Genomic DNA, 24,818 nt, shown 5'->3' with positions numbered 1-24,818 from the left:
CATGCGGGCCATCATTCTCGCAGCAGGCATGGGCCTGCGTTTGCTCCAGCCCGAAGACAAGCAGTCGCCCAAGTGCCTGCTGAAGTTCGACGGCATGTCGCTGCTGGAGCGTCACCTTCGCATGCTGGCAGCGGCCGGCATCACGGACGTGGTGCTCGCACTCGGGTTCCATCACGAGCAAGTGAGCGAGGAACTGGAGCGGCTGAACTGGACGCCGCGTCCCAAGATTTACCTCAACCCGGAATTCAATCTGGGGAGCGTGCTCACGCTGCACACCACGGCCGAGGCCATGACCGCCGGTGGCGACGTGCTCGTCATGGATGCGGACGTGCTCTACGACCAGCGCATTTTCAACGCCCTCGTGGCGGGCAAGACCGCCAACCGTCTGCTCATCGACCGCGACTTCGAAGTCGGCGACGAGCCGGTCAAGCTGTGCCTGCGCGACGGCGTACCGGTCGAGCTGCGCAAGCAGGTCATGGTCGGCCTCGAATACGACACCGTCGGCGAGTCCGTCGGTTTCTTCCGCTTCAACGAAGCGACGGCGACGCGTCTGGCGGAAATCACGCGCGATTACGTCGAATCGGGCCGTGCCAAGCTGCCGCACGAAGAAGCGGTGCGCGATCTGCTGCTCGAGCGCGGTGCGCAATTCGAAACCGCCGACGTCACGGGCTTCCCGTGGATCGAAATCGACTACCCTGAAGATGTGAAGCGCGCCGCCGATCAGGTGCTGCCGCAACTCGAACCGCTCACGATGGTGTCCGAATGAACGCTCCCGACGCATTTACCCCGCCGCCGACGGCAACGCGCGCAGCACAACTGCGTGCCATGCTGCTCAGCAATCAGCTCGAATTCCTGATGGAAGCCCACAACGGCATTTCCGCGCGTATCGTGCGCGAAGCCGGTTTCAAGGGCATCTGGGCGTCCGGTCTGACCATTTCGGCGCAGTTCGGCGTTCGCGACAACAACGAAGCCAGTTGGACGCAGGTCGTCGACAACCTCGAATTCATGGCCGACGCGAGCGATCTGCCGATCCTGCTCGACGGCGACACCGGCTACGGCAACTTCAACAACATGCGACGTCTCGTGCGCAAGCTCGAACAACGTGGCATCGCTGGCGTGTGCATCGAAGACAAGGTCTTCCCGAAGACCAACAGCTTCATCGGTGGCGAACGTCAGCCGCTGGCCGACATCGACGAGTTCTGCGGCAAGATCAAGGCCGGTAAGGACTCGCAGGCCGACGACGACTTCTCCATCGTTGCCCGTGTCGAAGCGCTGATCGCCGGTTGGGGCATGGAAGAAGCCTTGCGTCGTGCCGAGGCCTATCATCAGGCCGGGGCAGACGCCATCCTGATCCACAGCAAGCTCAAGCGTGCCGAGGAAATCGTGCAATTCGCGCGTGAGTGGGGCAACCGCTGCCCGCTGGTGATCGTGCCGACGAAGTACTACAGCACGCCGACCGACGTGTTCCGCGAAGCCGGGATCAGTCTCGTGATCTGGGCGAACCATCTGCTGCGCGCCGCGACGTCGGCCATGCAGTCGGTCGCTGCCGAGATTCACCGCAACGAAACGCTCATCAACGTCGAAGACCGCGTGGCCACCGTGGACGAGATTTTCCGCCTGCAGGACGCCGACGAGTACACGCAGGCCGAAGACCGCTACCTGTCCGCCGCCAATGCCCCGCGCTCGGCCATCGTGCTGGCCGCCAGCCGTGGCAAGAACCTGGAAAGCGTGACGACCGACCGTCCGAAGGTCATGCTGCCGGTCGCAGGCAAGCCGCTGCTGCGCTGGCTGGTCGACGGCTTCAAGAAGCAGAACGTGAACGACATTACGGTCGTGGGTGGCTATCGTGCCGACGCGATCGACACCGCCGGAATCACGCTCGCCGTCAACGAACGTCACGCCGAGACGGGCGAACTGGCCTCGCTCGCACGCGTTGCCAATGCCTTCACGCAAGACACCGTGGTGTCGTACGGCGACCTGCTGTTCCGCAGCTATATCGTGCGCGATCTGGTCGAGAGCGACGCCCACTTCACCGTCGTGGTCGACTCGACGGCGGCGGTCACCGCCAACGCGGCGAACGCTAGTGTGCGCGACTTCGCGTACTGCTCGGCGGGCGACGACCGCGGCCTGTTCGGCCAGCAAGTGCTGCTCGAGAAGATCAGCGGCAACGCCTCGGACGCGGGCCGCACGCCCAACGGCCGCTGGATCGGTCTGCTCGGTGTGCGCGGCGACGAAGGCCGCGCGCAACTCCAACGCGTTTTCGGCGCACTTCAGACGCGCGCCGACTTCGACCAGCTCGGTATGCCCGAACTGATCAACGCGCTGGCCGCCGACGGCGCAAAGATCGAAGTGCAATACGTGCACGGCCACTGGCGCGGTGTGAACGACATGGAAGAATTCCGCCGCGCGGCCGATTTCGCCCACGGTCAGACGCCGTTCAGCGGCACCGCTCCGGAGACGCAAGGTGATTGAGGCAGGTCAGTTCGTCGAAGCCGCGCGCAAGCACGGCTTCACGTGGTACACCGGCGTGCCGTGTTCGTTCCTCACGCCGTTCATCAACTACGTGCTGCAAGACCCGACGCTGCACTACCTGTCGGCGGCCAACGAGGGCGACGCGGTCGCCATCGCAGCAGGCGCGACGCTCGGCGAAGGCCGTGGCGCGCGCTCGGTCACGATGATGCAGAACTCGGGCCTCGGCAATGCCGTCAGCCCGCTGACGTCGCTCACGTGGACGTTCCGTCTGCCACAGTTGCTGATCGTGACGTGGCGCGGCCAGCCGGGCATTACCGACGAGCCGCAACACGCGCTCATGGGCCCGATCACGCCGGCCATGCTGGACCTGATGGAAGTGCCCTGGGAACTGTTCCCGACCGAGCCGGAGGCGATTGGCCCGGCGCTGGAACGGGCGGTGCGTCACATGGACGAGACCGGCCGCCCCTACGCGCTCGTGATGCAAAAGGGCAGCGTGGCGCCGTTCCCGCTGCAACCGTCGGAGCGCCCGGCGCGTCCCGCGCAACCGGCGCCGGTGTCGGTCATGCGCGGTGTTGCGCCGTCGGACATGCCGACGCGTCGCGACGCCCTCGCCCGCGTCATCGCGCACACGCCGCTCGAAGGCACCGTGGTGCTGGCGTCGACCGGTTTCTGCGGGCGCGAACTCTACGCGCTGGACGACCGCGCCAACCAGCTTTACATGGTCGGCTCGATGGGATGCGTGACGACGCTGGCGCTGGGCCTTGCGCTCGCGCGCCCGGACCTTCGCGTGGTCGCGCTCGATGGCGACGGCGCCGCGCTCATGCGCATGGGCGCATTCGCGACGCTGGGCGCTTACGGCCCGTCGAACCTCATCCATTTGCTGCTCGATAACGCGTCGCACGACTCGACCGGCGCACAGGCGACGGTCTCGCCGACGGTCTCGTTCGCCGGTGTCGCCGCCGCCAGCGGCTACGCGTTGGCGCTCGAAGGCGATACGCTCGACGTCATCGAGCAGTTGTTCGACGGCCGCAGCCATAGCCTGAACGACGGCCCGCGCTTCGCGTGTCTGACGACGCGCCCCGGCACGCCGGACGGTCTGCCGCGCCCGAAGGTGACGCCGGAAGCCGTGAAGTCGCGACTGATGGACCATATTGCACAACGCGCACAGGCCTCGGCCTGAGCGATCCCCCTTACGATATCTGCCGAGGAAGCTTCGCCATGCTGTTACTGAATCCGGGCCCCGTTACCCTGACCGAGCGTGTTCGCAAAAGCCTGCTGCAACCCGATCTGTGCCACCGCGAGCCCGAATTCTTCGACTTGCAGGACGAAGCCCGCGCGCGTCTGACGGCCGTCTACGGCCTCGACCCCGCCGTGTGGACACCGGTGCTGATGACCGGTTCGGGCACGGCCGCCGTCGAGAGCATGACCGCTGGCCTCGTGCCGGAGGGCGGCCGCCTGCTGATCGTCGAGAACGGCGTGTACGGCGAGCGCATCTCGCAGATCGCCAGGCAATATCGCATCGATCACGACGTCATCCATTTCGAATGGATGCAGGCGCCGGACCTGGCGCAGATCGTCGCCAAGCTGGACGCCGCGGGCGAGCGTCCCTACACGAACGTGGCGATCATTCACCACGAAACGACCACCGGCCGTCTGAACGATCTGACGGGCCTCTCGCGTGTGTGCCGCGAGCGCGGTATCGATCTGCTGGTCGACGGCGTGAGCAGCTTCGCCGCCGAAGCCATCGACTTTAACGACTCGGCCATCGTTGCCGTCGCCGCGACCGCGAACAAGTGCGTGCATGGCGTGCCCGGCGTGTCGTTCGTGCTCGTGCGCAAGGCAGCCCTCGCGAAGGCGTTCGCCCGTACCTACTATCTGGACATCGCACGCCTCGCCAAGCTGCAAGCCGAGCGCAACACGCCGTTCACACCGTCCGTACAGGCGTACTACGCCCTCGTCGAAGCCCTGCGCGAACTGGAAGAGGCTGGCGGCTGGGAAAAGCGTCACGCGCACTACGGTGCGCTCGCCGAGCAAGCGCGCGCCGGTCTGGCCGCACTGGGCATCGACAGCGTGCTGCCGCCGGGGGAATCGTCGGTCGTGCTGCGCGCGTACAAGCTCCCGGCGGGTGTGGACTACCCGCGTCTGCACGACTGGCTCAAGGCTGACGGATTCGTCATCTACGCTGGTCAGGGCGGTCTGTCGAAGGAACTGTTCCGTATCTCGACGATGGGCAACCTCACAGCGGCCGACATCGATCGCCTGCTGGCTTCCTTCGCCCGGCTGGTGAAGTAAGCCGGGGACGGACGTTCAGCCATGACAGATTTGCTAGCCAGCCTCCACTCCCCTGCCGAACTGCGCGCGCTCTCGCGCCCCGAGTTGCGCCGTGTGGCCGACGAACTTCGCGCCTGCGTGCTCGAGAACGTCTCGCGCACCGGCGGGCACCTGTCGTCGAATCTGGGCACCGTCGAGCTGACGATTGCCCTGCACTATGTCTTCGATACGCCGAACGACCGAATCGTGTGGGACGTGGGTCATCAGACCTACCCGCACAAGATCCTGACGGGTCGGCGCGAAGCCATGCCGACGCTGCGTCAGTGGCAAGGGCTGTCGGGCTTTCCGAAGCGCGACGAATCGCCGTACGACACGTTCGGCACGGCACATTCGAGCACGTCGATTTCGGCAGCGCTGGGCATGGCGCTGGCAAGCAAGGTCAAGGGCGAAAAGCGTCACGCCATTGCCGTGATCGGCGACGGCGCGATGACGGCGGGTGAAGCCTTCGAAGCGCTGAACAATGCCGGTGTCTACGACGATCTGCCGTTTCTCGTCGTGCTCAACGACAACGATATGTCGATCTCGCCGCCGGTCGGCGCGCTCAATCAGTACCTCACGCGTCTGATGTCCGGGCAGTTCTACTCGGCTGGCAAGGAAAGCGTGCGCAATCTGCTGCGCAACGCGCCCGCGCCGATGCGCGAACTCGCCCACAAGCTCGAAGAACATGCCAAGGCCATCGTCTCGCCCACGGGGACGATGTTCGAGGAGTTCGGCTTCAACTATCTCGGTCCCATCGACGGCCACGATCTCGACGCGCTGATCCCGGCGCTCGAGAACATCAAGGCGCTCAAGGGTCCGCAGTTCCTGCATGTGGTCACGCGCAAGGGCCGTGGCTACAAGCTGGCCGAAGCCGATCCCGTGCTATACCACGGGCCGGGCAAGTTCAATCCGAGCGAAGGCATTCGTCCGGCTGCACCGGGCACCGTCTCCGCCAAGACCTACACGCAGGTGTTCGGGGAATGGTTGTGCGATGCGGCGGCGGCAGACAAGCGCGTGGTCGGCGTGACACCGGCCATGCGCGAGGGCTCCGGCCTTGTCGAGTTCGAGAAACGCTTTCCCGAGCGTTACTACGACGTTGGCATTGCCGAGCAGCACGCCGTCACGTTCGCGGGCGGACTGGCGACGGAAGGCCTGCGGCCGGTCGTCGCGATCTACTCGACGTTCCTCCAACGTGGCTACGACCAGTTGATCCACGACGTCGCATTGCAGAACCTGCCGGTCCTCTTCGCAATCGACCGCGGCGGTCTGGTCGGCGCAGATGGTGCGACCCATGCTGGCGCATATGACATCGCCTATCTGCGCTGCATCCCGAATATGGTCGTGATGGCCCCGGCCGACGAGAACGAATGCCGACAGATGTTGCAAACGGCGTTGGGCATCGACGGGCCGAGCGCAGTACGCTATCCGCGCGGGGCCGGCCCCGGCGTGAAAACCGAAGCGGGTTTGTCGACGCTGCCCGTCGGCCGTGCACAGGTGCGCCGTCAGAGCGCCGCCCCGGCAGGCAAGCGTGTTGCGATGCTGGCCTTCGGGTCGATGGTTGCGCTGGCCGAACACGTCGCGCAAGCCTTCGACGCGAGCGTCGTCAACATGCGCTTCGTCAAACCGCTCGATGAAGCGACGGTGCTGGAGATGGCGCGCACGCACGACCTCGTGGTGACGCTCGAGGAGGCTTCGGTGATGGGCGGAGCAGGCACGGCCTGCGTGGAAGCGCTCAACGCACACGGCGTGTTGGTCCCTGTCCTTCAACTGGGTCTGCCCGACACGTACATCGATCAGGGCACGCCCGCGCAGCAACTGGCCTCCGTCGGCCTCGACGTGTCGGGCATCACGGCCTCGATTCGCCGGGCCATGGCCGAGCGTCTCGGCGGGTCGGTCGAAGCGGTTTAAGCAAAACCGCAGCCATCACGCCTCGGATTTCGCCCGGCATTGCCTGCCGGGCGCATCCATCTGCAGACGCCGGTACACAGTCGTCACCACGTGTATTTCACACCGCCGCGCACTGCGAGTTGCCGGTAGTCCTGCTGCCCCCAAGATCCCGACACGTTGGCCCATCCGGTCCAGCGCTTGCCCAGCAACGCATTCAGTCCCAGCTTCGCCTCGAACCGGTCGCGCGGGTACATCGTGCCGAGCGGCAGCGCGTTGAACGAGACCGAACTGTCGGTGGTCGTACGCCACCAGTTGAACGTGAAGTAAGGTTGGAATCGACGTCCATCGTCACGAACCCAGGTGCGATGCGTGCGGATGCCCAGTCGGGTGACCAGCCCCGATGAGTTCGCACCGCCGATACGTGTGCCGTTCGGCTCGGTGAAATCGTTCTCGTGATAGTCGATGTAAATGATCTGGGCCTGCGGCTCCACGACCCAATCGCCATGCAGGGGAATGGCGTAGCCGGTCTCCCCCGATACCGCGAATCCCCCGGCGTGATACTTCGCGGCGTCCAGCGTATCGCCGTCCACCTGATTGTTGAACCAGCCGACCTGCACCCAAGAGTCGACGTAAGCACCCAGCTTGTGTTCGTCGTTCTGATACCAGGTCGCATAAGCCCCGAGACTCCAGCCCTCCACCTTGCCTTGTGCGTGCGCGGGATTTCCCTGTGCCGTAGCATTGCTGTTGGCCGTGCCGTAACTGAGCATGCCACCGACGTGCACGCGATCCGTCTCGCTCAGCATCGACCAGTCGGCAAACTCCAGACCGCCGTGCAGCAAGAACGCATTCGTGCGGACGTTAAAGAGTCCGTTCGCGCTCTGCGACCGCTCCCATTTGCCGACCATACGCAACCAGCCGGATTTGGGTTTGTCGGACGCTCGATCGTCCGTGCGCGCCATATTGAACCCTTGCTCATTGACGTATTGCGGCTCGCCAAGCCGGTCATGCAGGCTATGCACGAACATTTGTCCGGCCAGTCGCTGATTCGCGAGATACGCCGCAATCTCGGGACGGTACAACGGCTCGGGATCCGGCTCGCGGTCCGAGCGCAGATACCAGACATTGGTACCGCTGCCGTCTTCTGCGCCCCGGAACAGGCGATATTCGTACGGACCGGCGACGACACGCCGGTCCAATGTGAATGCACCGCTGTCGCTGGCAGACGGTGCCGTGCCGAGAATGTCCACCAGTGCGATGCCGTTCCCGGTCGTCAAGGCGCCATCGCCGCCGACATTGCTCACGCGTATGCGAGTCGCCCCACCCGTGCCGGTGGCTGCCGCGTCGACGACAAGCATGTCCGAATGGCTATTGGCACCGCCCTCGTTGAGCACGCTGTTGAGGAACAGACGTCCGCCGTTGGAGACGTAACGGCCGCCGCCATCGTTGCCCGCCGTCTGGCCGCCGGAAATCACCAGCACGTTGCCCGCGACCTTGCCCCCACCGCTCACGTCGACGATGCCGCTGTTGGTGAATGTCCGAACGCCCAGCAACTGTCCTTGCACCGGCCCGCCCGGCGACGGCGTATTTACCTGATATCCGAGCGGAAGATATGCGCCTGTCGCATCGAATGTAGCGATGCCCGTGGTCGGCTGCGCAGCCAGCGAGAGTACGCCCGCATTCACAATCGCATTGCCGCTCGCAGTCCCGAGACTGTTGGCGGCGATTCGCCAGGTGTCTTTGACGCCACTTCCCGTCGTATCGGCGAAATTGCGCAGGGTCCATGTCCCGGTGTTGTTGATCGTCGTAGTCGCGCCGGTTGCCGTGACGAGTCCCGTCACCTGCCCACTGTTGTCGACGTTGAACCGCGTGCCTGCGGCCTGTGCGTCGCCTCGGATCGCCACATCGCTGAGGGCGGCGACGGTGCCCGAGTTCGTGACGGATTGCGTACCGCCATTCACTTGAATGCCCGCACTCGTCCCCCACCCTGCCGAAATCGCCCCTGCGTTGCCGACGCTCACGGTGCCTGACGTCGTTTGCGCATCGATACCCGACGACCCGGTGCCGAGCGTGGAGATCGCACCGGTGTTCGCGACCGACACCGTGCCGCCGCCGGTGGAGTTCGCCCAAATGCCCTGACTGCCGGACGCACCGCTGGTCTGAATGGGACCGTCGTTGACGATGGACTGTCCGCCGGTGCCCGTCAGCGTTCTGATCCCTTGCTGAGCGTTGCCTCGGGCACGAAGCGCGCCCGTGTTCGTCACGAAGACGTCCCCGTGGCCCAGCCCGCCCAGATAGGCGTTGCTCGCAAGGATCGCGGCACCGGAACCGTTGACGTCGATCAGCGGCCCCGTATTCTGAATGACGACCTCGGCCCCCTGACTCAATCCCTGAATGCCGAACGCCCCCACGCCGGTTCCGTCACCACCGCCCGCGTCCGAATGCGTGACGATGGTGCCTTGCGAACGAATCGTGACGGTGCCGTCGGCGGCGCCGGTGGTCGCATAAATGCCATTGGCATTCGAGTTGAAAGTCTCGATGCGCGCACCGGTGTAGGTGATGTCGACGTTGCCCGCCGACGCGGCATCGATACGAATACCGCCAGCGCCATTGCCATGCGCCTCGATGGAGCCACCGTAGTTCACGCTCGCGTGGCCGCTTCCCGCACTCACGATGATCCCGTATCCCCGACCGGCCGTGGCACTGCCGGTAACGACGATATCGCCATTGCCGGTAATCGAAACGTCTCCCGTGCCCTGCGACAGCACGTAGATCGCTCGCGAACCAGTGTCGTCGGCGGTCGTGCCCACGCGAAGCGTGCCGCGATTGTCGACCGAGACCGAACCGTTGCCCGTCGTGCCGTTCGTGACGTAGATACCATGCCCGCCACCGCCCGACGTGGTAATCGCGCCGGTGTTGGCGACCGTCACGCTTCCGCCCGGAGAGACGGCGCGAATGCCGAAGCCGTTAACGCCATTGGTCGTCAGCGCCCCACTGTTCTGAACGCTGACATTGCCGGTGGTGCTCTCGGCGAACACGCCGAAGGCGTTGCGCCCGATAGCCTGCACGTTGGCGGCGTTGGAGATTTGCGAACTGCCGTCGACAGAACGCGTGTGCACGCCAGCGTGATTCCCTTGCGAAGAAGTGTCGGTGTTGTCCACGACAAACGAGACGCCGCTGCCGACTTCCGCGACCGCGTTACCCGCACCGGTCGCCTTGACCCAAACACCATTGCCGCCGAGCGTCGAAATAGTGCCTGAACCACTGTGACTGACCAATGCGTTCCCGCCACCGCTGGCGTTGATGTCGATACCGTCGTGTTCGTTGCCCAGCACACGGTTGTCGATCGTCAGCGTGGTTCCCTGCGTGACAACGACCGACGACGATCCGCTCGTGGCGTTTGCAATAGCAATGGCATCGAGCGCCGCACCCGCTGCAGTAACCGAATTGACGCCACCGTCGATTACGATGCGCGCATCCGATGCCGGGGCCGCGCCACCGGGATTCGTAATTTGCACATACATGCCATTCAACGCAGACGGGGGCGATGTCGATATCGCCGTGCCACTCACGTTTAACGTCGCGTTGGCCCCCACGCCAGTAGCTCGCAGGACGTGTCCGGCGGTGGTTGAAAAGGTAGTGCCTGACGTTGTCGAGAGACTCGCCGCGTTACCTGCGGTCGGCTGGCAGAAATAGCCGGATGTGTATTGCCCCACAGGGACCACGCCGCACAAGGCGGTTTGCGCGTCGCTGTCCTGACTCGCGATGGTCAGCGCGATGCATTGGGAAATGGCAATCGCTGACGCAGGACGACGAAACAAGGCGCCACGCTGTATGTCATGCGCCGCAGGACCGAATCGCATTCGCCCTCCTTTACGGCTCACCGTCTCAAGTGAACTGCACGTTTTAAGGGCGATTATTAATCCAACAAAAGCGAACAAACAACAAAATAAGTCGGTTTAAAACAACGTAGTAATTTCAATATTTCTTATATTTGCAATTTAAATCAAATTAATCGCCTTTCCACCATTTCATGCGAAGTCCATTCGCATATTCGACCGCTCAACGACATCGGGCGCATCAACGATGCGCCCGATGTCATGACGTCCCCCTGCCCTTCAGTCGCTACGACTTCGGTGACACGACTTTCCCGCGCGGCTTGCCCATCAGCACCGGCTGGAAGAACACCGCGCCGATGAGCGTGCACACCAGCGACAGCGCCAGCAGCTTGCCCATGCTCGATGTGCCCGGGTGATGCGACAGCCAGAGGCTGCCGAACGCAATGCCTGTAGTCGCCGCCGACAGCACGATCGCCTGCGTGAGACCGGACGCCAACAAGCGGTACTGCCCGTGACGCCATGCGATTACGTAGTAGATCTTGAACGCCACCCCCACGCCCAGCAGCAACGGCAGCGCGATGATGTTCGCGAAGTTCAGCGGCAAGCCGATCAGCACCGTCACTTCAAGCGTCACGGCCGCAGAGACCAGCAGCGGGACCAGCGTGCGCAACACGTCGCCGAAGTTGCGCAACGCCAGCCAGAGCAGAATCGTGATCGACAACAATGCCCACGCGCCTGCCTCGATGAACGCGCGAATGATCGTGTCGGCGGAGCGCAGAATCGAGATCGGACCGCCGACGGCGTCCGGCGTCGTGCGCAGCACGGCCTCGGTGAATTTGCGCAGCATTACGTCGTCGCTCGGGTCCGCGCCCTTTTCCACGCGCGGCGAGATGTTGACGAGGGCGCGCCCGTCAGCGGCCACCCACTGCGACGCGATGTCCTTCGGCAACGATTCGCGCGTCACCGCATGCGGCTGCAAGGCGTCGCGCAACTGACCGAGCGCCAGCTTCAGGGGGTCGGCGATGGCGCGCTCTGCTCGGTCGCGCGTGGCCGGATCGGCCGCCGCCAGCTTGCGCATCGCCGCCGCCAGGCGCTGCGCTTCCTTCGCGCCCTCGCCCGGGTAATCGAGCGCGGCGTCTTCCAACTGGCCTGCGGCGGTCTTGAGCGCCGAGACGCGCGTTGCATCCGGCGCCGCGGCCAGCGGCGTTTGCGTGAGCACCGGCAGCAGCGACTTCGCCGCCGTGCCGATCATCGCCAGCTTGGCTGGTTGGTCGGACGGCAGGAATGTGGTGAGCGTCACCACACGGCCGATCTCCGGCACAGCGCGCAGCTTCGCGGCTTCGGCGTCGGCATCCGCCAGATTCGGTGCGAGCAATTGCACATCGTTGACCCCCGCTTCCGGCGAATTCGACAGATCGATGAGCGTCGCCATCGACTCCGTATGCGGGTCTTTCAGATGCAGCGGATTGAAGTCGAAATGCAGGTGCGCGAGCAACGGCAGCCCGGCGACGACCAGCGCGAGCGTGCCGTAAAGCAACGGCTTGCGATGCTTCTCGGTGAAATCGTCGACGGGCCCGAGACTGCGGAACCCGGGGGGGCTCGGCTCGCCCTTCGGCTTGAACACGCTGATGAGCGCCGGGAGCAACGTAATTGCCGACGGGAACGCTACGCACAGAATGCCGACACCCGCGATCAGACCCAATTCGGACACGCCGCGATAGTCCGTGGGCAGGAACGAGAAGAAGCTCGCCGCCGTGGCCGCTGCGGCCAGCGTGAGCGGCATCGCAATCTGCTTGCCCGCGCCCGCCAGCGCGCCGCGCAGTACTTCGTCGCCCGACTTGCCTGCGTCGTGCTCCAGACGATGGCGCTCTTCCCGATAGCGCACCCCGAACTGAATGCCGAAGTCCACACCGATACCGACGAACAGCACGGCGAACGCCACGGAAATCATGTTGAGCGCGCCGACCATCATCAGACCGAGCGCGAACGTGACGGCCAGCCCTGCGAGCAACGTGATGAAGACCGCGAGAATCATCTTGCCCGAGCGCACGGCGAGCCATAGCACCACGAGGACGGCGAGCAGCGTAATGACGGCGTTCGGCCCGGCGTCCTCGCGCACCGACGCGAACTCCTCGTCCGACAGTGGACGCGGGCCGGTGAGGCGCACCGTCGCGCCGTAGCGCTGTGCAAGCTTCAGGTCGGCGACCGCGTCGCGAATGCGCGTGGCCGCGTTGGCGCCCGCTTCGAGCGCGCCGTAATCCAGCACCGGCTGCACCTGCACGTAGCTGCGTGCGACGGTATCGGGCGCGACCAGCGCGCGCCACGACATGGCGGCCGGACGATTGGCGAGCACGGCCTCGGAGGCGTTTGCTGCGTTGCCCAACAGGCGCGACATATCGGAGAGCTTCACCTGACCGGTCAGCAACGGCGTCTGCAACGTCACCGAAAGCAGATTCGACAGACCGGCGAGGCTCGGGTCCTGCGCAAGACGGTTGAGCAACGGTTTGGCGTCTTCGAGCTTGCCCGTGAGCGACTTGACGTCGTCCGTCGACGCGAACAGCAACGCGTTGTGCGCGAAGAATTCGCCTGCACCGGGACGACTTACCGCGCGGAACACGTCCGTCTCGCTTTCCAGCTTGGCCGCCAGCTCGGCCGCCGCCTTGTCGGCGAACTCGGCGGCGGGTGCCTGTACGACGGCCAGCGTCAGGTCGGTCTTCTGCGGAAACGCACGGTCGATTTCACGACCGCGTTCGGCGGCCGGCGTATTCAGATCGATCAGGCTGGAGACGTCGGTGTTGATCGCGAAATGCCTGGCGACGTACACGCAACTGGCGACCACCAGCAGCAGCGAAGCGAAGATGACCGGGTACGCGTGCTTCGCCGAAAAACGGACGATGCGCACGACGAGCGAAGTCAGCATGAAGCGGTTCCGGAAGAAAGTGGAAGTCTCACTGCGACGTCCGACGCATGGCCCCCGCCGCCCCAACACGTAACGAAAGGTTAAACATTGGCGGGAATCAGGAACCAATCGTGGAGAAAGTCCGTCGATCAGCCCGGAGAATGCGCAGTGAACAGTGAATTTACAAAATCGCAGCAGTATACAGGGGCCGGGTGTGCGTCACGTGCACTACACTACGGCCTACCCCGAATCCAACCTATTCAGACAAGCTGGCATGAATAAATTCCTGATGACGGTGGCTGCCGTCGCACTGAGCGGTATCGGCAGCGTAGCGACCGTATCGAGCGCCTGGGCGCAGGCAAGCGCCAATCCGAACGACATGGTGAAGACGGCCGTCGAGACGGTCGTCAAAGGCGTGAAGGCCGATCCGGCGGCCAAGACCGGCGATGTCACCGCCACCGCGCGCGTCGTCGCCCGCGACTTCCTGCCGTATGCCGACTTCCTGCGCACCACGCGCTTTGCCGTCGGCCCCAAGGCCTTCGACGCCGCCACGCCCGCCCAGCAACAGCAGGTCTTCGAACAGTTCCAGCAACTGCTCGTGAACACCTTTGCGCTGCAACTCTCACAAGTCCGCGGCAACGACCTGACGTTCAAGTTCGATCCGGCGAAACTCACCGCGAACAGCAGCGACGTGGTGGTCGGTGCGACCGTCAGCGGCACGGGCGACAACCTGTCGGTCGCTTACCGTCTCACGAAGACCGACAAGGGCTGGAAGATCTACGACATCAACATGATGGGCGAGAACGTGGCCAACGCCTGGCTCATCCAGTTGTATCAGCCGCAATTCAAGGCGCGCATCGCCCAGGGCGGCATCGACAGCCTGATCGCCTACCTGCGCGAGAAGAACGAGCGTTTCGGCAAATAAAATCAACAACTTAAGCAGGACCACTCGGAGGCCTTCAACCTGCGGGCAGGGGCATTGAAATACCGTTTTCCGTTGTTTCCGGGCAATGGCGGCAGGATCGGCGCAGAACCCATCCAGATAGGCGCCGATTCGTCAACATTTATGCAACACTCGCCGACGCTCTCCTACCGGGGCTCGTCAGCAATATTTGGCGGCGGCGGTTACAATCGTCGCTTGTCAAACGACCGGACGGCGGTCCCCCCCGCGGGTGCGTACGATTTGCCATCGAAACTGGCCTCGTACCCTCCACAGAGCCTTGATCCGAGGCGCATGGAAACCCGATAGAAACCGCCATCCCGGCCGACCTGAGCCGGAGAGCTGAATGCAAGTCTTGCTTGCCCAACCCCGCGGGTTTTGTGCGGGTGTCATACGTGCCATCGAGATCGTAGAGCGTGCGCTGGAAAAATACGGCGCGCCGGTCTACGTTCGCCATGAGATCGTCCATAACAAACATGTGGTCGATTCGCTCAAGGCGAAGGGTGCACGCTTTATCGCCGAATTGTCCGAAGCCCCGGCGGGCGCTGTCACCATTTTCAGCGCTCATGGCGTCGCACGCGTCGTCGAGCAGGAAGCGGAGCTTCGCGGTCTGAAGGTGCTCAATGCGACCTGCCCGCTCGTCACCAAGGTGCACATTCAAGGCAAGAACTATGTGTCTGCCGGCCGTGAGGTCATTCTGATCGGCCACGCCGGACACCCGGAAGTCGAGGGGACGATGGGTCAGATCGACGGTCCGGTTCACCTCGTGCAGACCGAGGCCGATGTCGACGCCCTGCCGCTCGCCATCGACACGCCGGTGTCGTACGTCACGCAGACCACGCTGTCGGTCGACGAGACTCGCGGTATCATTGCTGCGCTGCAACGTCGCTTTACCAATATCGTCGGCCCGAACACCAAAGACATCTGCTACGCCACGCAGAATCGCCAGACCGCCGTGCGCGAGCTGTGCGAGCGTGTGGACGTACTGCTCGTGGTCGGGGCGACGAATAGCTCGAACTCGAACCGCCTGCGCGAAATCGGCTCCGAAATGGGGCTGCCGAGCTATCTCGTGGCCGACGGCTCCGAGGTAAATCCGGAATGGGTGCGCGGCAAAGCCCGCATCGGCATTACCGCAGGGGCGTCCGCGCCCGAGCGCATGGTCGAAGACGTGATCGATGCGCTGCGTCGCATCGACACGGTCGAAGTGACTCTCATGGACGGCATCGAGGAAACCATCCAGTTCCGCTTGCCGTCGGAATTGACCAAAGACGAGCCGGTCGCCGCACGCCACGCGGTCGCTGGCTAACGCTATACGAACAGGAGCCGAACTTGGCCATCCCCTTCCTGCAACAGGCGTATGTTGGCGCCTATCTGATGAAGCAACGCTTTAAGGGCGTCAAGCGCTACCCGCTGGTGCTGATGCTCGAACCGCTCTTTCGCTGCAACCTGGCCTGCTCCGGCTGCGGCAAGATCGACTATCCGGATCCCATCCTGAACCAGCGCGTCTCGCTCAAGGACTCGCTCGACGCCGTGGACGAGTGCGGCGCACCGGTCGTCTCGATCGCTGGCGGCGAGCCGCTGCTGCACAAGGAAATGCCGGAAATCGTCAAGGGCATCATCGCGCGCAAGAAGTTCGTGTATCTGTGCACGAACGCCCTGCTGCTCGAAAAGAAGATCGACGACTACGAGCCTAGCCCGTTCTTCGTGTGGTCGATCCACCTCGACGGCGACCGTGAAATGCACGATGCGGCCGTGTCGCAGGAAGGTGTGTACGACCGCGCCGTGGCCGCCATCAAGCTGGCCAAGTCGCGCGGCTTCCGTGTGAACATCAACTGCACGCTGTTCAACAACGCCGATCCGGAGAAGGTCGCCAAGTTCTTCGATTCGACGAAGGACCTGGGTCTCGACGGCATCACCGTGTCGCCGGGCTACGCTTACGAGCGCGCTCCGGACCAGCAGCACTTCCTGAACCGTTCGAAGACCAAGCAACTGTTCCGCGACATTCTCAAGCGCGGCAACGGCGGCAAGAACTGGACGTTCAGCCAGTCGAGCCTGTTCCTGGACTTCCTCGCGGGTAACCGTTCGTACCACTGCACGCCGTGGGGCAACCCGACGCGCACGGTGTTCGGCTGGCAGCGTCCGTGCTACTTGCTCGGCGAAGGCTATGCCAAGACGTACACGGAACTGATGAACACCACCGACTGGGACAAGTACGGTGTGGGCAACTACGAAAAGTGCGCAGACTGCATGGTGCACAGCGGCTTCGAAGCCACGGCCGTGAACGAAACCATCTCGCACCCGTTGCGTGCTTTGGGTGTGGCGCTCAAGGGCGTACGTACCGAAGGCAAGATGGCGGACGACATCTCGTTCGCCAAGCAGCGTCCGGCCGAGTTCGTGTTCTCGAAGCACGTCGAGATCAAGCTCGACGAACTGCGCCGGGCCAAGGCGTAAATGCCGTCGCGAGTGCTGGTCACCGGCGCCTCCGGGTTCGTCGGTTCTGCGGTAGCACGTACGGCGCTCGCGCGCGGTCATGAGGTTCGCCTGCTGGTGCGCGGCACCAGCCCCCGGGCGAACCTCGCCGACCTGCCTGTCGAGGTCGTGGAAGGCGATATGCGCGACGCGGCATCGATGCAGCGCGCGCTGACCGGCGTGGACGCCCTGCTCCACGTGGCCGCCGACTACCGCCTCTGGGCGAAAGATCCCAACGACATCATGCGGGCCAATATCGACGGCACGCGCACGGTGATGGAAGCCGCGCTGCGTGCAGGCGTCGAACGCGTGGTGTACACCAGCAGTGTCGCGACGCTGCGTGTGCACGACGCCGCAGGCCCCGTCGACGAAACCTCCCCGAACGAAGAAGCCACGACCATCGGCGTGTACAAGCGCAGCAAGGTCGCGGCCGAACGTCTGGTCGAGCGCATGATTGCGAACGACGGCCTGCCCGCCGTGATCGTCAATCCGTCCACGCCCATCGGGCCGCGCGACATCAAGCCCACGCCCACCGGGCGCATCATCGTCGAAGCCGCGCAGGGCAAAATTCCTGCGTTCGTCGATACCGGGCTCAATCTCGTGCACGTGGACGACTGCGCCGAAGGCCATTTGCTCGCGCTCGAACGCGGGCGTATCGGCGAGCGCTACATCCTCGGTGGCGACGACGTGCTGCTGCGCGACATGCTGGCAAGCATCGCTGGCATGGTCGGGCGCAAGGCACCGAAGATCGCCCTGCCGCGCTGGCCGCTCTACCCGCTCGCGATGGCGGCCCAAGGGGTGGCACGCTTCACGGGCAAAGAGCCGTTCGTCACGGTCGACGGCCTGAAGATGTCGCGTTATCACATGTTCTTCTCTTCGGAGAAGGCCAGACGCGAGCTGGGCTACACCGCCCGTGCCTATCCCGAAGGCCTGCGCGACGCGCTTGCCTGGTTTGGTTCTGCCGGATATCTCTCATGACTGTTTTGGCCTGGATCGCCGCGTTGTCGCTGGCCATCTGGATCTACCTGCTGATCTCGCAAGGCGATTTCTGGCGTGCACGTGAGCGCGACGATCTGAACGAAGACCGTCTGCCCGCCCCGGCCGTGTGGCCTGCCGTTGCCGTCGTCATCCCGGCGCGCAACGAGGCCGAATCGATCGGTCAGGTGGTCGAGTCGCTGTGTCGACAGGACTATGCCGGGCGTCTGCGCATCGTCGTCGTGGACGATCAAAGCACCGATGGCACGGCAGATCTCGCGCGCGAGGCCGCTGCGCGCGCCGCAGCCGATGGCTTGACGCGTCGCGTGGATGTTCTCTCGGGTCAACCACTGCCCGGTGGCTGGACCGGCAAGATGTGGGCTGTGCGTCAGGGCGTGGCATTCGCGAGCGATCCTGCCACCAACGACGATGGCATCCGCCCCGAATACCTGCTGCACACCGACGCCGACATCGCGCATTCACCCGACAATGTGCGCCGTCTCGTGACGCGCGCGACGGGCGACAATCGGGTGCTCGTCTCGCTCATGGCGAAGCTGCGTTGCACGGCCTGGTTCGAGCGCACGCTGATTCCGGCGTTCGTACTGTTCTTCCAGATGCTTTATCCGTTCGCCTGGGTCAATGACCCGAAGAAGAAGATTGCAGCCGCCGCCGGTGGCTGCATGCTGATCCATCGGCCGTCGCTCGAAGCCGGTGGTGGCATCGAAGCGATTCGCGACGAGATCATCGACGACTGCGCGATGGGGAGGATGCTCAAGAAGCAGGGTCCGATCTGGCTGGGACTGACGGAGCGCGCCGTGAGCGTGCGGCCTTATGACAACCTGGGCGAGATTCGCAAGATGGTGTCACGCACGGCTTACGCGCAGTTGCAGTACTCGCCGGTGCTACTGGCAGGCACGATCGTGTCGTTGCTGCTGACGTTCATCGTACCGCCGGTCATGACGATCTTCGGTTCTGGCATTGGCCAATGGCTGGGGCTCTTCGCGTGGATCGCGATGACGATTTCCTACCTGCCGATGCTGCGCTTCTACCGTCAGCCGTCGAGCTTCGGCCCGATGCTGCCCCTGGTCGCCGCGCTGTATACCGTCTTCACGTTCGACTCGGCGCTGCAACACTGGCGCGGACGAGGCGGCATGTGGAAGGGGCGCGCGCAGGCGAAAGGGCAGCAGTCATCGGACGTTTGAGTTCTCCGCTCGACAAATTCAAAACCCCACAAGGTGTTTGCACTTGTGGGGTTTTTAATGCTTGCGGCAGATGCGAAAGCGTTGAAATCTCAATTGGCTATGCGAGTTGTACGCGGTCGCTGTAGAAGATCGTGTTACCAATTCCGAATCCTTGCTTGGCTTCGGCCGGCACGGTGGCGTCCGTTCCACCGGTGACGACGTGCACTCTGATCTGGCCGGTAGAGATCGATGGAACGACCGTATTGATCTGTTTATCGCTGACGATGGTGAAGCTACGCGCGAAGACTTTCGCCGATGTCGACGGATCCACGAAATAGACTGCCACGGCTGTTGTAAATCCCTCTCCAACAATCGAAATATTAGCGTTATCGAGACTGGATATCTGGACGGGACTGACGCCTTGAATGCTTGCCATGATTGACTCCTTCGGACATGCCTCCGCAATAGGAGACTAAGTCCAATCTAGGCATTTGATCGCGTTTGCGCACCTGTCAACGTTGACAGGTTTTCCATTTGCCAGCGAGTGGTTGTCATCAAGATCGCAAGGAAGACGACAAGCCCGTGAGTCAGCGCAGCGCCTCATAAGACCATCAAATCCCAGCCACCACAGCCCCAAACCCTTCCCCGAGTCGCAGCGAGATGATCTGGCGTCCGTAGCGCATCGCATCCTTCGCACGTCCGGCGTCCTTCCCCACGCGAAGCAACGCCGGTAGTTGCAGCGGGTTTTTCGCGAGCGATCCCAGCACCCCAAGTAAATTAACGGCCCCATCGGGCCGCATACCCGCGAGCGCCGCCGGAGGCAACGAACGCTCGGCAGGATCGATCACCACGCGCGCCACCACGAACGGCAGCCCGTGCGCCTGCGCGACCCGCGCGACAATATGCGACTCCATGTCCGCCGCTGCCGCCCCACTCTCGCGGAACAACGCTGCCTTGTCGTCAGCGCTCACCACAGGGGCCGTCACGCCCGCCACATCGGCGCGCAACGCGCCGGGCATCGCGCGACGCAATGCCTCCGCCCAAGCGATGGACGTGACGTACTCACGCGCCTGCTCCGGCATGTCCAGCACCTTGTGCGCGATGATCCACTGCCCCGGCTTCAGGCCCGGGATCAAACCACCCGCCGTCCCGAAGCTCACCAGACCACGCGCCCCTTCATGCGCAATCGCCGCCTCCAGCTTCGCCGTCAGCGTATCGTTCTGCGCACAGACGACATGCACGCCATCGCCTCGGGCGATGCGGGCTTCGAACGGCATACCGGTCACGACGATGATGGGCTGGCTCATGCACTTCCTTATGGAATAGAGATAGGGATCGCAACAAAACAAATCGCCCCGACGATCAACGCGAAAACGGTCGATGCCGGGGCGACGAATACCTGATGCAGGCGACGTGCGTCGGTCTTACATCCCGCAAGGCACCGGGCAATCGTTACGCACCGTGAGATTGCGATAACGCGCAAGCGCCCACAGCGGGAAGAACTTGCGGTAGCCGTGGTAGCGGAGATAGAACACGCGCGGGAAGCCCGTCGCCGTGTAGAGTTCTTCGTCCCACAGACCTTCGTCGTTCTGCGTGTTCAGCAGGTAATCGACGCCGCGCTTGACCGCCGGATGGTCGGCCTTGCCCGCCGCCATCAGACCGAGCAGCGCCCAGGCCGTTTGCGACGACGTACTCGGTGCGGCTTCATAGCCCTTGTATTCGAGCTTGTAGCTGTCGCCGTCCTCGCCCCAGCCGCCGTCGGCGTTCTGGATCGAGAGGAGCCACTGCGCGGCACGGGCCATCGCCGGATGCTCCGGCAGAATGCCCGCCGCCGCCAGGCCGCACATCGCGGACCACGTGCCGTACACGAAATTCATGCCCCAACGGCCATACCAGCTACCGTCGGCTTCCTGATCGTCCAGAATGTACTTCAGCGCCAGATCGGCAGACGCACGGCGCTCAGGCGTCTGCGGCAACTGCGCGAGCATCGACAGACAGCGGGCGGAGACGTCCACCGTTGGCGGGTCGAGCAGCGCACCGTGATCCGAGAACGGAATGTTGTTCAGGTACAGATGCGTGTTTTCCGGCTCGAATGCGCCCCAGCCGCCGTTGCTGCTCTGCATGCCGATGACCCACTCCGTGCCGCGATCGATCGCATGACGCATCGGACGCGTGCTCGCATCGACCTTGTCGTTCTCGAAGGTACCGGCAAGCTTCTCGTAACGGTCCATCGCCATCGCGACCACGGCCGTGTCGTCCACATCGGGATAGTGAGGGTTTGCGAACTGGAAGGCCCAGCCGCCCGGACGCACGTTCGGACGCCGCGAGATCCAGTCGCCGCGCACGTCGAGAATCTGCAACGGGACGAGCCATTCCAGCCCCTTGCCCGCCAGTTCGATGGCGCGCTTCTCGCCGGTTTCCAACAGCGCATGGGCGGACAGCGCGGTGTCCCACACCGGCGACAGGCACGGCTGTACGTACGTTTCGTGATCGGCCGGCGTCACCAGCTTCTCGACCGACTTGCGGGCAATCGCGCGACTCGGATGATCTTCCGGATAACCGAGTACGTCGTACATCATGACGGCGTTGGCCATCGCCGGATAAATCGCGCCCAGGCCGTCTTCACCGTTCAGACGCTCTTCCACGAACTCGACCGCGCGCTTGACCGATTTCTCGCGCAGTTTCTTCGGGAAGAACGGATCGAGCGCGCGCAGCACGTGATCGACACCCGAGAAGAACGTGAACCAGAAGCGGCTCTGGTGCGGCGCGCGCTTGGGCGGACCGACATCCTTAGGGCTGCCGATGAACAATTCGTCGATGGTCACGCCCTTCGGATTGCGCGCGAGCGGACGCTTGGCCTGCAACACGAGCAACGGCACGATCACCGTGCGCGCCCAGTAGGAGACCTTCGACAGATGGAACGGGAACCACTGCGGCAGCAGCATGATTTCGACGGGCATCATCGGCACCGCCTTCCATTCGAGCACGCCGTAGAGCGCCAGCAAAATGCGCGTGAAGACGTTCGAATTCTGCGCGCCGCCACGCGAGACGATGGCTTCGCGCGCACGCACCATATGCGGCGCATCGATCGGCTCGCCGATCATCTTTAGCGCGAAATACGCCTTCACGCTCGCGCTCATGTCGAACTTGCCGTTGTGGAACAGCGGCCAGCCGCCGTGCTCGCCCTGAATGCGACGCAGATACGCGGCGACCTTCGCTTCGAGGTCGGCGTCGATCTTCTCGCCCAGATGGTGACGCAGCAGCACGTACTCGGCCGGAATCGTCGCATCGGCTTCCAGTTCGAACAGCCAGTGACCGTCGTCCTGCTGCAGATCGAGCAGCGCCGTGATCGAGCGGTCGATACCGGTTTCCAGCGTCTGCGTCGCCATTGCCGTACTCACCTTTTGAGCGAGTTCGGTGTGCAGTTTGAGGTCCACGGCCGTGGCAGTGGCCGTGCGTCGCGCTTCCTTTTCGGAAGCATCGCGTATCGTATCCATGGCGTTCTTGCCTATTCAAAGGCGATAGAGCGGCGCGCGTTAAGCGCCGGTTAAACATTTACAGTTGCAATGGCCGCCGCGCTCGGCCGTCAAACCAGATCGGCAGCCCGATTCCCACTGCGCAGCGCACCTTCGATGGTCGCGGGCAGTCCGGTCGCCGTCCAATCCCCGGCGAGGACGAGGTTTTGCCAGCGCGTCTTCGCCCCCGGACGACGCTTGTCCTGTGCAGGCGTCGCCGCAAACGTGGCGCGCTTCTCGCGCACCAGTTGCCACACCGGCATCGGCGTGGACGGAATCTTGCAAGCGCGGGCGACCTCTTCCCAGATGCGAAGCGCGAGCGATTCGCGCGACTCGTCGAGCAGATGGTCTGCGCCGCTGATCGTGACCGACAGACGGCCATCGAACGCGAAGATCCAGTCGCTCACGCCATTCACCACGCCGATCATCGGCGGGCAGCCCGGCGGCGGCGGCACCTGGTAGTGCGCATTGACGATGGCACGATATTCGTCCGGCGTCGTCAGCGACGGCACCAGCGACGCCGCCACGTTCGGCGGTACCGCCAGCACCACGGCATCGTCGACGGCCAGCGGCTCAGGCCCGTCCCCGAAATCGATGGCTTCGACGCGGCTACCGTCGGCGGCGAAGTGCAATTCGCGCACACGGTGCTGCATCATCACGCGCGCCCCCTTGGCTTCCAGATAGGCCAGCGCAGGCGTCACGAACGTCACATCCAGCCCTTCGCTCGCGATCAGCGGATGGCAAGCTTTGCCACCCGGGACCAGCGTTTCACGAATAACCGCCCCCGCCATCTGCGCGGAGCCTTCCGCCGGATCGGCATTGAGCACGGCAAGGAACAGCGGATGAATCAGGCGCTTGTACAGCATCGGCGGACAACGCATGGCGTCGGTCATGGTGGCGTCCGGTCCTGCGCGCAGCAGCGGCGCGAGCGACAGGTAGTCCGACCACTTCGTACCGGGCACGCGGGCGTGCTTGTCGAAGATCCACCACGGCAGCCGCCCTTCGGAGAGCCGCACCGTCCAGCGTTCATCGCTTTCGAGATCGACGAATGCGAACTCGGCGCGATCCGGGCCGGTCAGCGTGTGCTCGGAGCCGATGGTGCGCGTGAACTCGCGCATCGTCGTATTGCCCGAGAGCACCAGATGGTTGCCGTTGTCGATGACGGCGTTCAGTTGCTTGTCGAAGTACGAGCGGCAGCGTCCGCCCGCCTGCGGTGCCGCTTCATGCAGCACCACGGCGACGCCGCGCGTGGCGAGCCGGACCGCGGCGGCCAGCCCAGCCAGGCCAGCGCCAATCACGTGAACGGTACCCGGCATCAGAAAACCATCTGCCGCACGAGCATCAGAATGAGTCGCCAGCGCGGCACACGCACTCGCTCGCGGGGCACGGCGAAGCCGCGTGCAATGAGTTTGTCGAGAATCGCGCCGTACGCCTTCGCCATGACGGCCGGCGCCACCACGACACGTCGCGGATGGCACGCCATGATCGTGCGGGCACGGGCGTAATGCTCGCGCGCCTGCGCCACGAGCGGCGCACACGCCTTATCTAGACGGGCGGCGACGACCATGTCGGGCGTCGCACCGACGATACCGGCGTCCGCCAGCGTTTCGCGCGGCAGATAGACACGGCCGATGCCTGCATCTTCGTCGATATCGCGCAGAATGTTCGTCAACTGGAGCGCACGGCCGAGGTGATACGAGAGATCGATGCCGTCCTGCTCGGGCATGCCGAATACCTTGACCGACAGACGGCCGACGGCGCTCGCCACACGGTCGCAATACAGGTCGAGCGTGGGCAGATCGGGGGCGACGATGGGGCCGCAGGCATCCATTTCCATCCCGTCGATGACGGCGAGGAAGTCTTCGTGCTTCAGGCCGAATTGCTTGACGACGCGGGCAAGGGTCGCGAGTGACGGTGTCGGACGGCCGGCGTACAGATCGGCCAGATCGCGCCGCCACGCGGCCAGACGCGCCATGCGGTTCGCCGACGTGTCGTCGCCGTCGTCGGCAATATCGTCCACAGCGCGGCAAAAGGCGTAGATCTCGAACATGCCTTCGCGTTGCGGGGGCGGCAAAATGCGCATGGCAGCGTAAAAACTGCTGCCCGACGCCACGCGTGCACTACTTTGCTCAGGCGAAATTTCGATCGGTTCGGCGACGCTCACGAGGCTCCTCGTCGTACAGGGGAACAGGGTGACACTGCTGGAAAGCCCAGAGAATTCTGGCAAAGGGTGAAGTATACCGGGGATTGGCACGACTTTCCCGACAGGATGAGGGGCGATGACATAGAATCTCGGGGCATTGCGCGCCGCTCCTGGGTTTCGGCTTCCGAAAC

General features: G+C 64.0%; 17 protein-coding genes. 10 read left to right on the top strand and 7 right to left on the bottom strand.

Annotation, left to right across the window (positions count from 1 at the left end):
• Position 1 precedes the first annotated feature (1 nt).
• From MB84_RS07130 to dxs, 5 genes are read left to right on the top strand one after another with little or no spacing between them, the layout of a single operon-like run.
• On the top strand, positions 2 to 766 hold the full coding sequence (locus tag MB84_RS07130; protein WP_046291274.1) for a phosphocholine cytidylyltransferase family protein: 765 nt from the start codon (positions 2 to 4) through the stop codon (positions 764 to 766).
• Complete coding sequence (gene aepX / locus MB84_RS07125; protein WP_046291273.1) at positions 763 to 2,472, top strand: phosphoenolpyruvate mutase; 1,710 nt, start codon at positions 763 to 765, stop codon at positions 2,470 to 2,472. Before MB84_RS07130 ends, aepX begins: the two co-directional genes overlap by 4 nt.
• Positions 2,465 to 3,652, top strand: a complete 1,188-nt coding sequence (aepY, locus tag MB84_RS07120; RefSeq protein WP_046291272.1) for a phosphonopyruvate decarboxylase — start codon at positions 2,465 to 2,467, stop codon at positions 3,650 to 3,652. Before aepX ends, aepY begins: the two co-directional genes overlap by 8 nt.
• 38 nt (positions 3,653 to 3,690) lie before the next feature.
• On the top strand, positions 3,691 to 4,764 hold the full coding sequence (locus MB84_RS07115; RefSeq protein WP_046291271.1) for a 2-aminoethylphosphonate aminotransferase: 1,074 nt from the start codon (positions 3,691 to 3,693) through the stop codon (positions 4,762 to 4,764).
• Positions 4,765 to 4,785: 21 nt separating this feature from the next.
• Positions 4,786 to 6,690: a 1-deoxy-D-xylulose-5-phosphate synthase gene (gene dxs, locus MB84_RS07110; protein ID WP_046291270.1), complete on the top strand. Its 1,905-nt coding sequence runs from the start codon at positions 4,786 to 4,788 to the stop codon at positions 6,688 to 6,690.
• A gap of 83 nt (positions 6,691 to 6,773) precedes the next feature.
• Here dxs and MB84_RS07105 read toward each other — a convergent pair whose 3' ends face one another.
• Both MB84_RS07105 and hpnN read right to left on the bottom strand, forming a co-directional pair.
• Complete coding sequence (locus MB84_RS07105; protein ID WP_245725501.1) at positions 6,774 to 10,190, bottom strand: autotransporter outer membrane beta-barrel domain-containing protein; 3,417 nt, start codon at positions 10,188 to 10,190, stop codon at positions 6,774 to 6,776.
• 601 nt (positions 10,191 to 10,791) lie between these two features.
• Positions 10,792 to 13,425 carry a hopanoid transporter HpnN gene (gene hpnN, locus MB84_RS07100; protein WP_046291268.1) on the bottom strand — a complete coding sequence of 878 codons (2,634 nt, stop codon included), beginning with the start codon at positions 13,423 to 13,425 and terminating at the stop codon, positions 10,792 to 10,794.
• 253 nt (positions 13,426 to 13,678) lie between these two features.
• On the opposite strand from hpnN, the gene MB84_RS07095 reads away from it, so the two are divergent.
• The 5 genes from MB84_RS07095 to MB84_RS07075 all read left to right on the top strand — a co-directional run bounded on the left by MB84_RS07095 (position 13,679) and on the right by MB84_RS07075 (position 18,990).
• Positions 13,679 to 14,329: an MlaC/ttg2D family ABC transporter substrate-binding protein gene (locus MB84_RS07095; RefSeq protein ID WP_046291267.1), complete on the top strand. Its 651-nt coding sequence runs from the start codon at positions 13,679 to 13,681 to the stop codon at positions 14,327 to 14,329.
• A 361-nt stretch (positions 14,330 to 14,690) separates the two neighbouring features.
• Entirely contained in the window at positions 14,691 to 15,650 is a 960-nt protein-coding gene (ispH, locus tag MB84_RS07090) for a 4-hydroxy-3-methylbut-2-enyl diphosphate reductase (RefSeq protein WP_046291266.1), read from the top strand.
• 23 nt (positions 15,651 to 15,673) lie between these two features.
• Positions 15,674 to 16,795: an adenosyl-hopene transferase HpnH gene (gene hpnH / locus MB84_RS07085; RefSeq protein WP_046291265.1), complete on the top strand. Its 1,122-nt coding sequence runs from the start codon at positions 15,674 to 15,676 to the stop codon at positions 16,793 to 16,795.
• Positions 16,796 to 17,791: a hopanoid-associated sugar epimerase gene (gene hpnA, locus MB84_RS07080; RefSeq protein WP_046291264.1), complete on the top strand. Its 996-nt coding sequence runs from the start codon at positions 16,796 to 16,798 to the stop codon at positions 17,789 to 17,791. It abuts the gene before it with no gap.
• Positions 17,788 to 18,990 carry a glycosyltransferase gene (locus MB84_RS07075; protein WP_052653023.1) on the top strand — a complete coding sequence of 401 codons (1,203 nt, stop codon included), beginning with the start codon at positions 17,788 to 17,790 and terminating at the stop codon, positions 18,988 to 18,990. The genes hpnA and MB84_RS07075 overlap by 4 nt, the downstream gene beginning before the upstream one ends.
• 97 nt (positions 18,991 to 19,087) lie before the next feature.
• On the opposite strand, the gene MB84_RS07070 is transcribed toward MB84_RS07075, so the two are convergent.
• From MB84_RS07070 to hpnD, 5 genes are all read right to left on the bottom strand, one after another.
• Positions 19,088 to 19,405, bottom strand: coding sequence for an IPT/TIG domain-containing protein (locus tag MB84_RS07070; protein ID WP_084009647.1), 318 nt, complete (start codon positions 19,403 to 19,405; stop codon positions 19,088 to 19,090).
• Between the two features lie 175 nt (positions 19,406 to 19,580).
• Positions 19,581 to 20,276 (bottom strand): phosphorylase, encoded by a 696-nt coding sequence (locus MB84_RS07065; RefSeq protein ID WP_046291261.1) that lies wholly within the window; start codon positions 20,274 to 20,276, stop codon positions 19,581 to 19,583.
• Between the two features lie 117 nt (positions 20,277 to 20,393).
• A complete protein-coding gene (gene shc, locus MB84_RS07060; protein ID WP_046293517.1) occupies positions 20,394 to 22,358 on the bottom strand; it encodes a squalene--hopene cyclase in 1,965 nt (654 codons plus the stop codon).
• Positions 22,359 to 22,555: 197 nt separating this feature from the next.
• On the bottom strand, positions 22,556 to 23,800 hold the full coding sequence (gene hpnE, locus MB84_RS07055) for a hydroxysqualene dehydroxylase HpnE (RefSeq protein WP_046291260.1): 1,245 nt from the start codon (positions 23,798 to 23,800) through the stop codon (positions 22,556 to 22,558).
• Positions 23,800 to 24,648: a presqualene diphosphate synthase HpnD gene (gene hpnD / locus MB84_RS07050; RefSeq protein WP_084009646.1), complete on the bottom strand. Its 849-nt coding sequence runs from the start codon at positions 24,646 to 24,648 to the stop codon at positions 23,800 to 23,802. The genes hpnE and hpnD overlap by 1 nt, the downstream gene beginning before the upstream one ends.
• Between the last annotated feature and the right edge of the window lie 170 nt (positions 24,649 to 24,818).

The organism is Pandoraea oxalativorans (assembly GCF_000972785.3).
Taxonomy (GTDB): Bacteria; Pseudomonadota; Gammaproteobacteria; order Burkholderiales; family Burkholderiaceae; genus Pandoraea; species Pandoraea oxalativorans.
Note: the sequence above shows the minus strand (reverse complement) of the source record. Positions and strands in the feature narration are given on the sequence as shown.

Bases quoted from the DNA above. Each gene is read 5' to 3' on its own strand.
- hpnA (WP_046291264.1), top strand. From the start codon at position 16,796: ATGCCGTCGCGAGTGCTGGTCACCGGCGCCTCCGGGTTCGTCGGTTCT.
- MB84_RS07095 (WP_046291267.1), top strand. From the start codon at position 13,679: ATGAATAAATTCCTGATGACGGTGGCTGCCGTCGCACTGAGCGGTATC.
- MB84_RS07115 (WP_046291271.1), top strand. From the start codon at position 3,691: ATGCTGTTACTGAATCCGGGCCCCGTTACCCTGACCGAGCGTGTTCGC.
- MB84_RS07075 (WP_052653023.1), top strand. From the start codon at position 17,788: ATGACTGTTTTGGCCTGGATCGCCGCGTTGTCGCTGGCCATCTGGATC.
- hpnE (WP_046291260.1), bottom strand. From the start codon at position 23,800: ATGCCGGGTACCGTTCACGTGATTGGCGCTGGCCTGGCTGGGCTGGCC.
- shc (WP_046293517.1), bottom strand. From the start codon at position 22,358: ATGGCGACGCAGACGCTGGAAACCGGTATCGACCGCTCGATCACGGCG.
- MB84_RS07105 (WP_245725501.1), bottom strand. From the start codon at position 10,190: ATGTATGTGCAAATTACGAATCCCGGTGGCGCGGCCCCGGCATCGGAT.
- hpnN (WP_046291268.1), bottom strand. From the start codon at position 13,425: ATGCTGACTTCGCTCGTCGTGCGCATCGTCCGTTTTTCGGCGAAGCAC.
- MB84_RS07065 (WP_046291261.1), bottom strand. From the start codon at position 20,276: ATGAGCCAGCCCATCATCGTCGTGACCGGTATGCCGTTCGAAGCCCGC.
- ispH (WP_046291266.1), top strand. From the start codon at position 14,691: ATGCAAGTCTTGCTTGCCCAACCCCGCGGGTTTTGTGCGGGTGTCATA.
- MB84_RS07130 (WP_046291274.1), top strand. From the start codon at position 2: ATGCGGGCCATCATTCTCGCAGCAGGCATGGGCCTGCGTTTGCTCCAG.
- MB84_RS07070 (WP_084009647.1), bottom strand. From the start codon at position 19,405: ATGGCAAGCATTCAAGGCGTCAGTCCCGTCCAGATATCCAGTCTCGAT.
- dxs (WP_046291270.1), top strand. From the start codon at position 4,786: ATGACAGATTTGCTAGCCAGCCTCCACTCCCCTGCCGAACTGCGCGCG.
- aepX (WP_046291273.1), top strand. From the start codon at position 763: ATGAACGCTCCCGACGCATTTACCCCGCCGCCGACGGCAACGCGCGCA.